At 37.1% G+C, this 12527-nt stretch carries 10 protein-coding genes; 9 read left to right on the top strand and 1 reads right to left on the bottom strand.

Translation table 11 applies throughout. The features are described 5' to 3' along the window. Window positions 1–215 precede the first annotated feature (215 nt). The 7 genes from AAC601_RS18850 (at window position 216) to AAC601_RS18820 (ending at window position 6658) form a co-directional block, all read left to right on the top strand. Window positions 216–1043, top strand: coding sequence for a site-specific DNA-methyltransferase (locus AAC601_RS18850; protein WP_340154110.1), 828 nt, complete (start codon window positions 216–218; stop codon window positions 1041–1043). A gap of 315 nt (window positions 1044–1358) precedes the next feature. Further along, entirely contained in the window at window positions 1359–2060 is a 702-nt protein-coding gene (locus AAC601_RS18845; RefSeq protein WP_340154109.1) for a hypothetical protein, read from the top strand. An 80-nt stretch (window positions 2061–2140) separates the two neighbouring features. Then, entirely contained in the window at window positions 2141–2290 is a 150-nt protein-coding gene (locus AAC601_RS18840; RefSeq protein ID WP_340154108.1) for a hypothetical protein, read from the top strand. Between the two features lie 353 nt (window positions 2291–2643). Beyond that, the gene (locus AAC601_RS18835) at window positions 2644–3111 is read left to right on the top strand and encodes a hypothetical protein (protein ID WP_340154107.1); all 468 of its coding nucleotides are present in this window, start codon (window positions 2644–2646) and stop codon (window positions 3109–3111) included. Between the two features lie 209 nt (window positions 3112–3320). After that, window positions 3321–5243: an AAA family ATPase gene (locus AAC601_RS18830; RefSeq protein ID WP_340154106.1), complete on the top strand. Its 1923-nt coding sequence runs from the start codon at window positions 3321–3323 to the stop codon at window positions 5241–5243. A 412-nt stretch (window positions 5244–5655) separates the two neighbouring features. Then, a complete protein-coding gene (locus AAC601_RS18825; protein WP_340154105.1) occupies window positions 5656–5895 on the top strand; it encodes a helix-turn-helix transcriptional regulator in 240 nt (79 codons plus the stop codon). 1 nt (window position 5896) lies between these two features. After that, on the top strand, window positions 5897–6658 hold the full coding sequence (locus tag AAC601_RS18820; RefSeq protein WP_340154104.1) for a SinI family restriction endonuclease: 762 nt from the start codon (window positions 5897–5899) through the stop codon (window positions 6656–6658). Here the strand turns inward: AAC601_RS18820 and AAC601_RS18815 are convergent. Continuing rightward, window positions 6637–7896: a DNA cytosine methyltransferase gene (locus AAC601_RS18815; RefSeq protein ID WP_340154103.1), complete on the bottom strand. Its 1260-nt coding sequence runs from the start codon at window positions 7894–7896 to the stop codon at window positions 6637–6639. The genes AAC601_RS18820 and AAC601_RS18815 overlap by 22 nt on opposite strands. 242 nt (window positions 7897–8138) lie before the next feature. Here AAC601_RS18815 and AAC601_RS18810 point away from each other — a divergent pair, with 242 nt between their 5' ends. After that, the gene (locus AAC601_RS18810) at window positions 8139–8894 is read left to right on the top strand and encodes a phospholipase D family protein (RefSeq protein ID WP_340154102.1); all 756 of its coding nucleotides are present in this window, start codon (window positions 8139–8141) and stop codon (window positions 8892–8894) included. Window positions 8895–9095: 201 nt separating this feature from the next. Further along, on the top strand, window positions 9096–12209 hold the full coding sequence (locus AAC601_RS18805) for an amidohydrolase family protein (protein ID WP_340154101.1): 3114 nt from the start codon (window positions 9096–9098) through the stop codon (window positions 12207–12209). Window positions 12210–12527: the final 318 nt, after the last annotated feature.

Raw genomic sequence — 12527 nt, 5'->3', positions numbered from 1 at the left:
CGTAAAAGGTGGGAGAGTAAGTCGTTGCCAACTTTTATTTTAACCCTGATAGATGGTTCTATCAGGGTTTTTTTATGCCTATACTTTTTGGGCAACAGAGCTTGCATACCTATAATAGCCCTCAAATAGAGGTTCTTCCTCTAATTTTTTAATTTATACTTCAGTAGAAACCACATGTTTTTGTAAGTTTAAGGTCGAATCAACCTGTACCTCACATGCAAGTCAATAAGATATATAATGAAGACTGCCTGCTGACCATGGGTAGAATGAAAGACTGCTTTCTAGATCTTACCGTGACTTCTCCTCCCTATGATGATATGAGAGATTATCATGAATATTCCTTTCATGTTGATAAAGTGGCGGTTGAATTATTTAGAGTCACAAAGCAGGGTGGAGTAGTGGTTTGGGTTGTGTCTGATAAAACTAGCAATGGTAGTGAATCTGGAACAAGTTTTAGGCAAGCGCTGACTTTCATGCAGAGTGGTTTTCGACTCATGGATACCATGATTTTTAAAAAGCCTCCCAAAGGGGCTAGTGGGAACAATCGAATTTATTGGCAAGGCTTTGAATATATGTTCGTGTTCAGCAAAGGTGCTCCAAAAACTATTAATCTAATCAAGGACCGGAGAAATAAGGAGAGCCGTAATGGCGATAATGGAACTAAAAGATTGGTGAACGGTACACTTAAGAAAGTAGCGAGAGGTGGATATGGTGAGTATGGCAGGAGAACCAATGTTTGGGAATATGCTGTTGGAAAAGGCCACAGCTCCGAAGACCCCGAGGCTTTTGAACATCCTGCAATTTTCCCTGAGGACTTAGCTAAGGACCATATATTAAGCTGGAGCAATCCAAATGATATTGTATATGATTGCTTTATGGGCAGTGGCACCACCGCAAAAATGGCGCTCTTAACTAATCGAAATTATATTGGGAGTGAAATATCATCTGTTTACTGCGACCTAGCCAATAAAAGATCGATGAAATATTCTAGTGAAATGAAGATCCCGGCTGAATTATACCATTCATTTGATAGAAAGAAGTAAGTACGCAGCGATTATGTGGCTAAGGGATGGGTAGAAAAGTCTATTATAAATAATTTTATTATTTTTTGGACTTCTAAATACGACTTAATAAGTTTGCTTCATATACGTAAGTATGTATAGTGAAATTTTCAATCTAAACCCCAAGGTTATTGCAGTTTATTACATTCCCAATAACAAGTATATCCAACAATTTTAAGCTTTACAATACTGCTTCATTTCAAGCAGTACTTTTTAACCCGAAGAGGCTAGAACCACTATTCGGAGCGGAAGTTTTTATGCAGAATTCAATAAATGTTCAACTAAATAATAAGAAAAATGTCAAAGGAAAATTTTGAAACCTTAAAAGGTACTATTGAAGCTATAGAGCCAGCTGACACAAAAATCCCTAACATGCCTGTAGATGTTTATGTACAGGAAGCTTCTGACTTACAAGAGTGGAGCAATGAGGATCAAGCTCAATTAGTAGAAGTAGGCGTACCTCAAGCTTATTTTGATGAGATGGAGGAACGAATTGGTGCACTGCGCTATGCACAGTCGGTTTGGAACAAGGATCGATACACCATGGAAGAAGCACAGCAAGAATGGGAGGAGATAAGCCCTCAAGCATATGATTTGAAAAATGAAATAGAGCATTCTTTTCGCTATGCCTTCCGTAAACGCCCAGACTTATTGAATAAAGTTAGTGGCATTGAGCAAGGCACAAGCGATTCTGACATGGTCCAAGATTTAAGTGATCTAGCCACTTTAGGAAATGCTAACTTGCCATTATTAACGGCTATCAGTTTTGATGAGGCTAAATTAGATCAAGCCGCCAATCAAGCTACTGAGCTTAGTGTTTTACTGGCTAAGGCCAATGGCGAAAGGAAAGAAGAGGGCAGTCCGAAAATTACTAGAGATAAAGCTTACACTTACCTTAAGCAAGTAGTGGATGAAATATATCAAGCAGGCAAATATTTGTTCTGGAAAGATGAAGGGAAACTAGAAGGTTATTCTAGTCGATACTTCACTACCGCCTAATTTTATAAACCCCTCTTGAATGCCAGGAGGGGTTTTATAGTATATGGAAAGATAGAAATTCAGACAGGAAGGCTAAAATTGTGACAGGAAGCAGAGAAAATGCAACAGGAAGGGTCAATAGTCCGACAGGACGGGTCATTAGTCTCACAGGAAGCATCATTATTCCGACAGGAAAGGTCATAAGTCTGACAGGAGGGGTCATTAGTCCGACAGGAAGCCAAAAAATGTAACAGGAAGGGTCAATAGTCTGACAGGACAGGTGAAAGCCCGACAGGAAGCAATAATATTTGGTTAGAAATGGTTAAATTAATATGGAAGCAAATAATATTTGGTCAAGAACCTCTCTTTAAAATCCTTAAAAGCTCGATTTTGAGCACAACTTTTGTTCCGTGCGAGCGGGATGGAGGAAAGTTTAGCGGGCCAGCGTAGGCCTCGAGCGTAGCAGCATTAAACTTTCTTGATTTTTTGCTTCTTTTTGATCAAGCAAAAAGAAGGGTATATAGATGAAAGCAAATAACCTAGCTTTTTGAAACCCTCAGAAAAACACAAACAATATTAAACACTCTATCAAAACATAAAAACCTTGAAAACAAACTATATAAACTTTGGCAAACACCTGCTCTTTGGGACTTTAATCATTCTTGGAGGCCTTTTTTTATACCTCATAACTGTTCGATTGATAGGCTATTTACCCTACTCCCATGTGCCAGGTCCAGGCTGGTACCCCCACCAATATGCCCTCAACTGGGAAGAGATATTATTCTTTTTAAAATTCATCTTTTTTCTGGGTATTTATCTTGTGCCAACCTTAGCAGTTATTTTCATCCTCTTTAAATTTTTGATGCGGTTATGGTATAATCGGCTTGCCTACACCTTTTTTGGTACTATGGCCATTGCATTCTGTACTGCCTATTGGACTTGGCGAACAGGAGGATATTTAGCCTTTGATTTATATACTACCATTGCGGGTGAAATAATGGGGATAGTATATGGAGCCATGTTATTTCCTTTTTATATAAAGCCCATCAAAAAAGAAGAGCTAACCCACTAGCCATAAGCGTAAGAATCTTTTATGGCTTTGTTTAGGTCGTATATTTTATAAGATTAGTCGATTATTTTGACAATTTTATATTATTTCGGTTAGGTTGTGTTAAATTAGAATGTCAAGAATGCTAAAATTGTTAGAATTCCGATAATGGAATAATAATAAATATAAGGATTGTTGATAGCTATTTTTTGTAGTGCATTTAAACAATACATATGATACTAAAGGAAGTAACAATTAAAAAGTTTAGAAATATCATTGATTCAACTCCTGTTCAGATTGAAAATGATATTACTTGTCTTGTAGGTAAAAACGAATCAGGTAAATCTTCTTTCCTAAATGCACTTTACAGACTGAACCCAGTTCGTAAAAATGCTGATTTTAAACTTGAAGACCAATATCCCGCTTGGCTAGAAAAGAAAGATAGAATGAAAGGGATTGATTTGAAAAAAGAACGCCCTGTGAACACCACCTTTGAACTGGAAGATAATGAAATCGAACTTGTGAATGAGCTATTTGGAGAAGGTGTACTAAAAGATAAAACTCTAACTCTGAATAAGTCATATGACGGTACTCTTGATCATTGGTTAAATTTAGATGAGGGCCAGTATCTGAAAAACCTATTACACGGACTTTCATTTAGTATGGAAACTAGAAAGGAAATAACCAATTTTTCCAATATTGAATATTTAAAAGACTTCCTTGAAGATTATGAGACAAATGAAGAAGCAAGTGATAAGGAAAAGGAGTCTATTGAAAAATTGCGTAGTAGATTAAAAGAGGAAATCGGAGATTCAAAGACATTACTTTCAGCCTGCTACAAAACAATTCAGAACTTCATTCCTAAATTCATATACTTTAACGAATACAGTACACTACCATATTCAGTCAAAATCAAAGAGATTCTTGAAGCTGAAGACTCCACTTTAGATGACAATCAATTGACGGCAAAATCTCTTCTTAGAATGGCGGCAGCAGATGATGAATACCTTTTAAATCCTGACTATGAAAGAAGGAAAAGAGAATTGGAAAACGTAGCAAATGCACTTACTCAAGATGTTCTCGAATATTGGAGTCAAAACAATTCGCTTAGAGTTAATCCTGATATAGATAAAACTACCGTTACAAACCGAAATAATCAAACTACAGTTATTGATGAACTAAAAATAAGAATTTGGGACGACAAACATTTTCTCTCTTTACCATTTGACGAACATTCAACAGGCTTTCAATGGTTTTTTTCTTTTTTGGCTGCATTCAGTGAGTATGAATATAAAGATGAGCCAGTAATAATTCTATTAGATGAGCCAGGTCTGGGTTTACACGGAAAAGCGCAAGCTGATTTCTTGCGATTTATCGAAGAAAGGTTGGCATCTAAAAGACAAGTTATATATACTACACACTCACCATTTATGGTACAACCCAATAAACTTGAACGAGCAAGAATAGTAGAAGAAAGAAATAGAGATGAAGGATCAAAAGTAACAGCTGATGTATTAACCTCTGATCCTGACACGCTATTTCCGCTTCAAGGTGCTTTAGGATATGACTTAGCGCAGCATATGTTCATATCTACGAATAACTTAATATTAGAAGGTACTTCTGACTTCACTTATATTTCGGCCATTTCTAATTATTTAATAGAAAAAGGGCGGACAGGATTAAGAGACGATTGGACATTAATTCCAGTAGGTGGGGCAGATTTAATCCCAACTTTTGTAGCTCTTCTGGGAATTCATTTAGATCTGACTGTTGTTGTTGACGCCAGAAAAGAAGGTAATCAAAAGCTTGCAAATCTCTCAAAAGGAGGTTACCTGAAATCGAAGAAAATAATAAGTCTCAATGAAATAGTTGAATCTAATTTAGTTGACATTGAAGATTTATTTTCGGAACAAGACTACTTGAGCATATATAATGACACATTTGACAAAAATCATAAAACCGAAGACCTTAAAGGTGGTGATCAGATTGTCAATAAGTTAGCTAGATTAGAAGGCATACCAAGATTTAATCACGGACGCCCTGCGGATACCTTTTTAAGAAATAGAGATAGATATTTAGATAAATTATCAGAAGAATCTTTAGGGAACTTCGAAAAGCTATTTGAACGAATAAACGAAACCTTTGAAGAAAAATAACGCACTTAGCCTTAAGTTTTCGAACTTTGATATTTGCCAGATCTCTTTTTTGACAATAATAACGAGACGTTATATTACCATTGATTTATCCATCTGCTTTACCGCAACAGTATTCGGAAGTTTTACGGAGCCATTTTCTTTCCCTTTTATATAAAGCCATCAAAAAAGATGAGATAAGCAACTAGCCCTAAGCGCAAGAATCTTTTACGGATTTATTTAGGTCGTACATTTTATAAGTTTAGTCGATTATTCTTACAATTTTATATTATTTCGGTTAGCTTGTGTTGTGCCCCATTAAAAAAAAAGCCAACGCACAAGCAAAGAGTGCTTTCGCACACATTGCTTTTTTGTGTCCCATATGACCTGAATGCTAACTATAGTATGTGGTATAAAATGAAGACTAAAGATAGCTTTGTGCATACTAAAATTAGCAGTGATTATCGAATCAGAAATACTAAATAAGTTTGGTGAACGAGTCCGCCAATTAAGAAAGCAAAAGGACATTTCACAAGAAGAACTAGCTCATAGAGCGGATCTACACAGAACGTATATCGGAATGATAGAACGTGCTGAAAAGAACATTACACTTCTGAATATCGAGAAAATTGCCAATGCTTTAGAAGTTAAAGTGAGCGAAATATTGAATGACTAATATGCCTTGGAAAAAACTCGAAAGCTTCAATTATGGAAGCAAAGAAGATTGGTTAAGAATAGTAAGAAATGAAGCAGGAGACAAACTGGATGACTCTCTTGAAGTTGTTGCAGATAGAGTTATTGAGATTCCTGAAATCTGTTGTACAAACCACATTGGTAAAACAGAAGGATTTGAAGATTTTGCGCGGAAATGGACGAATAGATTTATCAATGGTTTTGAGAATAGACCTTCAAAAAGAACCAGTAACCCAATTGGAACTCAACATGATCCAATCTTAGATGAGATAATTTCTGCGAGAACTCCTATTTCGACTGAAGACTTAGAATCAATTAAATATGGTCATAGACTTTCTATGTCCGCTGAGAATATTGCAGGCTCCCTGTTAGAAGAGTATGTAGCTTCTAAACTTCTCAAATATAAATGGCATTGCTGCTGGGGCGAGACAATGAAAAGCATTGACTTTTGCCATGAAGATGGTCAACTACTACAAATAAAAAATAGTGACAACAGTGAGAATAGTTCGAGCAAAACTGTCCGGGATGGAACAAAGATCAAACACTGGTTTAGAAGATTTTCAAAAACAGGAAAAACTAACTGGGAATCACTAAATACGCTGGTTAATATTCAGGATGAAAATGATTTACTCACTGAAGAGTCATACAGAGAATTTGTGAGAAAAGCTGTTTCAAACAACCCTGGGTCAGTTTTTCTAGAAGACGAAAGTCCTTATGGGCGTAATCACGAAAATAACGAAAGCTGATTTACTTCTTTTTCTTCAATCAGTTTTCGACTTCTACTTAGAAAGTCCTGAATAAATTCTTGATCGGCAGTTTTTAAATATCTCGAATATTTAAAGTTTGGCAAGTTCTCGGACACTTTACCTTCATTAAGTTCCAAAATCAATCGCCCTATGGCTTCACCTACACTGACAGGCACAGCATTTCCGATTTGCTTGTACTTATTAATAAGACTGCCTTGAATTTCCCAAGTATCAGGGAATTCTTGAATTCGTTTATATTCTTGAACACTTAGTGGTCTGTCTTCTTCAGGGTGGCCCAAATCCGTGGCAGGCATTGCGGGATGAGTCACCAAAGTCGGAGAAGGTTTATCCCAATTTAACCTTCTGAAAAAACCTGTTTTTCCGCCTCCTAAATGGTATGATTTACCCAAAGCCTCTTTCTGCATTTCCTCACTTAAGTCCCGCCAGTTTTGTCCTGCATTTAGCATTCTATAATACTTCAGTCGTTTTTCAGGAAATTTAATAAACTCCGTATTACTGCCATTAAGGTTGCCAATAGCATTTTTTAGCGTATTCCATTTAGGAAGCCCAAAATCTCCATTTTGAGAATGGGTCGGTTTTAAATACGGAACCTTTTCATTTACTCTTGAGCAAATAATTATTACTCGTTCCCTAACTTGCGGTGTTCCATAGTTAGCTGAATTATAGAGATTAAATGACAGCTGATATCCTGCTGCTCGCAACCTATTGTAAACATAAAACATGGTTGCGCCTTTAAGCTCTTTTAGCTCATATGGTAGAAACTCCTCTTCCTCGGGCTTTAAGTCAATATCGTATGCAGCAGACAAAAGACCTCTGACATTCTCAATTACAGCGAACTTTGGACTGATATTTTCAATTACCTCTATGAACTTTAAAAAAACATTGCCTCTATCGTCTGCCAATCCCATTCTCTTCCCCGCTGAACTGAACGCCTGACATGGTGGCCCACCAACAATCAAATCAACTTCTTCTTTGGACTTAAGACCAGCATATTCCAGAATTTCTTCGGTAGTGTAAGCTCTTATATCTCCAATTAATCCAATTTCAGGATTATTCGCAAGAATAGTTTGACGACTTGCCTTATCAATCTCACAAGTCAAAAGAGTTTCGAATCCAGCATTGTGCAGACCGATATCTAACCCCATAGCACCACTGAAGAAACTCAGAACATTGAAGTTCTTCTTTTTGGGTTTTATCGTAGATTTTTGATCTTGCATAGTGCTAATTATAGTATGCAAACTTAAGTATAAATTTTCAATCTTCCAAGTATTCGCTATACACATTGCCAATTCCCCGTTCCCGCCATGCTTTGCATGGTGGAACTATTATTTTAAAAGATACTATACCTCAAAAGTTTTTCTATTTTTATTCATCTACATAATTATCTGTTTTAATTAATTATAATAAAGGTTAAAATATATTCCGGGTTCCTATTATATTTGAGGCTTAATTTTATTTTATGGCAGATTTTCTAACAACTAGAGGAGTTTCATTTAAATTAGAGGAAATAATTATTAATGCTAAAAAACACATAACATTAGTTTCTCCCTATTTGAAGATAAGTAAAGACTTGTATAATCGCTTAATTGATGCTAGCAATAGAAACATCAGGATCAATATAATTTACGGCAAGGACAATCTGACGAGACAACAACATCAAGACATCACTAGTCTAAATTCAGTATATCTTTATTTTTGTGAAAATCTCCATGCGAAATGTTATTTCAATGAGTCTGAAATGATTATTACATCGATGAATATGTATGACTTTTCAGAAAGAAATAATAGGGAAATGGGTGTTTTTATAGACCAAAATCAAGATAAAGTTTTATTCGAAAAGACCAGAACTGAGGTCAATTCGATAATCGACTCTTCTATCTTGGAGGAACAACCTCATAAATCAAATCATGCTAGACAAGACCAGTACCAGCATACCCAACAAAAATCCAGTCAATATTATCAAAATAATAACAGCTACAATAATAGCAACTATAACAACTACAACTATAACAAAAATGTAGGTCACTGCATAAGGTGTAAAGTTGATATTGATCATAATCCTGAACGCCCATTTTGTTACACTTGCTTTATAACATGGTCGCAATATGAGAATATGGATTTTCAAGAAAATTACTGTCATAGCTGTGGTTCCAACAATTACTCTTCAATGCGAAAGCCCCAATGCAGAAACTGCTATGTTCCGCTGAGTATGTAACACATGAATTCGCTTGTAGTTGCTGGTCCCCTTAGCCCTAGCTTGGCATGGTCGGTATACTTTTTTCAAACAAACTTCTCCATTCCTCACAAGCAATAGCCCAGCTATATAGTTTGTAACTTACTCATTAATAGGTATTGCAAATCTCAAAGATTAGTCCCAATTTTAGTTAGTAAACTATTTTAACTAAAACCTAAGCTTATGAGACCTATTGCCTTAGATGCCCTATCTTTTATGGCATCCCCCACCGAGAAAAAATTTATCCTATTACGATCTGAAAAAGCCGATAAAGACTTAGAATATCTACAAAATACGGCCATCCCAAAAATTCTAAACCGCAAGGATGCGGATAAAATCATGGGGGTTTGGGGGACTTTGGGCTATGCCAATGATGATCCGGTCAATTGGGAGGGTCAGTTGTATTGCTCCAATGAAGGCAATGACGTATTCAAAGAAAAATCTACCGTAGAAGAAGAGGTACGCCTGATCCAACAAATGTATCCTGAGCTGGATGTTAAAAATGACATCAAGGAAAAAGTCATCAATCTAAGTCAGTTAGATATTCCCTATCCTGAAATATTTGCTTTAGACGAAATCCCCAAACTCAGATTAGATGCTTTTCTGGCTCCAGAAGAAGGAGCCTTGGCTTTTTATCAGCATCAAATCAAAAATAACGAGGCCGCAGAATTGGATTATATTATGCCTGAGTCTACAGATGCCCATAACACCAACGAACGTGATCGCCTTGTCTATAAATTCAATGCCCTTCCTCATAAAGCAATAGAGGAAGTTCCCGGGATACCCAATCGCTATCGTTTATCCACTCGCTACAAACAGGAGGAATTTATTGTGAAAGTGCTCATCTTCAAAAGGGCCTTTAGAAAACATAAGGAAAAAGACCTACCCTCCAATAGCAAAGAAATAGTAGAATTGATTGAAGATGAACTGGCTGCTTACAAAACAGGTCTTTTTGTAAAAGATCATCGGCTATTGGTCATGAAGCCCAATGGTCACTTTATTAACGCCAACTTTGGGGCTATTGATGAAAGTAAAAAAACCTTATTGCTGTTGCATGGCACTTTCGCCAGTACGAAGGGTTCATTTGGCGAGGTAAATATGTGGATACAAGAATTTTTGAAGGAAGAGAAATACGAACAAGTCATCGCTTTTGATCATCCTACCTTTTTCTGGGATGCGGAGGGCAACATCCAAAAGATGTTTTCCATGTTGAATGCCTTAGACATTCAATCCTTTGATCAGGAAGTGGATATCATTGGTACGAGTCAGGGCGGCTTGCTGGCGCAATTTTTAGCCAATTATGAGCAAGACAGTATTAAGATAGGGAAAGTAGCTTTGGTGGCCTCTGGTAATGGCGTGGGCTATTTGTCTTTTGCCGAAGGAATGGCTTTTGGATTAAAGATGCTGAAGAAAGTCATGAGAAAGATTGGCATTGGGGCTCCAGTGGTTTTTATCGCTTCCTTATTGCAGCATTCTTTTCAATGGGTCATCAAGCAGCCCGGCATGGATGTGATGAAGCCCGGCAGCGATAGATTGCATCATATTATTTACAATACCCCTGTTCAAGCCACTACCCGTTATCTGCCTGTAGCGGGTAATTATGAAAACAATGGCTGGTGGGGAAGAAAGCTAGAGTTAGGGATTGATTTGATTTTAACAGAACATAATGACTGGGTGATCAGCACTAAAAATCAATTCAGTTTGCCTAGTCAATACGTAGCCATTGAAGGCTATAATCCGGCCAAATACAAAAACTACATGATCAGTGATGCTTTACATGGTAGATTGATTGAAAAACCGGATTGCCAAGATCAAATTGAAAGCTTTTTCTTTACGGAAAAATCTGAAAAAGTAGACTATAATAAATTGAAATCGGGTGATCACTTTGATGCGCATTGTCATCTGTTTGGTAGAAATGTGATCACGGGTCGATTGATCTTGATGTTGCTGGGCGATATTGTGGATTACCTAGATCAGGACAATCCTAATGAACAGCTGCAGCCAATTAGTACTCGTGAAGGAAGTGCGAATGAACATGGCATTGGAAGGGTGATTCGAAATGTTTTCAACTACTTCTTATTCAACAAAGGGGCACGCCAAATGCTGCATGATTTGGAAGAGGATTATTGGGACACTAGGGTTTCGCCTAAGACCTTCCGCTACATCCCTTTAATGTTTGACTTGGAAATGACCTTTAGGAATGACTATGATACGAATAATGCAGCTTCCGTCATTGCACAAAAAATGCAAGAGTTTAAGGAAAAGCATGGGGAGTTTATAGATAAAATGGATGGCTTAGTGGAGCGTTTTGAGGAGAATGATGAGTTTGTCTTTAATGGGGAGCGGGTAGTCAATGAAGATTCGGTACGCATTCTGAAATATGCAAAGAAAATTATCAAGGGCTTAAATCTTGTCAATGCTGATGTATTATCGGATGCAAAGGATTCTTTTAAAACACAGAAGAAAGAATTAGAGCAGTTAAAAACACTATATGGTCATGACATATTTCCATTTCTGGCAGTAGATCCGCGCAGGGAAGGCATGGCTCAGGAAGTGGAAGACAATATTGGTAAGGAAAAAGTGTTCCATGGCGTAAAGCTCTACACCCCTAATGGGTATTCACCTACTGATTTGAACTTATTTGATCCTACCAAGGCTTTTGTGCATGGCACTAGTTTATACAAATGGTGTGAGGAAAACCAAATTCCTATTATGGCGCATTGCTCTGATTCCGGCTTTGCTACTTTTACGGATAGCTTAGAAGTGTACGGGGATATTTGTACGCAGCAGCCCGATACTGCAGATAATGAGTATACCTACGAATTAGCTTTTCAGAATAAAGAGAAAATAACATTCGCGACTAATATTTTAAATGGCGGATTTGATAAGTCCATTAAAGAAAGAGCGCATCGTTTAAATCATCCTACCTTATGGAGAAAGGTGTTAGAGAAATACCCTAATCTAAAAATCTGCTTAGCGCATTTTGGCGGGGGTAGTCATGAATGGCAAGAAGAAATAAAACGATTGATACTGGATTTTGATCATGTGTACACTGATTTATCTTGTCAGACTGACCCAGATATGCTAAAAACGATTGCTGACCGCTATTTTAAAACCGACACAGCTGATAATAAGAAGCTCCAAAGCCGCATCATTTATGGTAGCGATTACTTCCTGAATATGCTGCAGGGTATTGAATTTAAGAATTACTACGACAATTTTAAGGCGGTATTTAGTGAGGAGCAGTTGGAAAATATGTCGGTGGGTGTGGTAAAGGAGTATTTGGGGATTGGTTAAGCGGATTGTAAATCCGCGGATAAGCGTTCGACATTTGTAATGTCGAACAGAGATATTGGTAAACGGATTACAAATCCGGGGATAGCCGTTCGACATTGCAAATGTCGAACAGGAACGTGAGGTTGGCTATTCGACATTTGTAATGTCGAATATAGATCATAGGATTTGTAATCCGACTTAAAGAACAAAGGATTTTTAATCCATCAATAAATGAAGGTTGTTAATTTAAGAAAACTATTGTTTCTATGGGATTTGAATATGTGGTGAAAGATCAAGGAGCTCCCTACTTTGTGACTTTTACAGTTCACCAGTGGGTTG

The sequence above is a fragment of the uncultured Marivirga sp. genome (assembly GCF_963974845.1).
GTDB classification, from domain to species: domain Bacteria; phylum Bacteroidota; class Bacteroidia; order Cytophagales; family Cyclobacteriaceae; genus Marivirga; species Marivirga harenae.
Note: the sequence above shows the minus strand (reverse complement) of the source record. Positions and strands in the feature narration are given on the sequence as shown.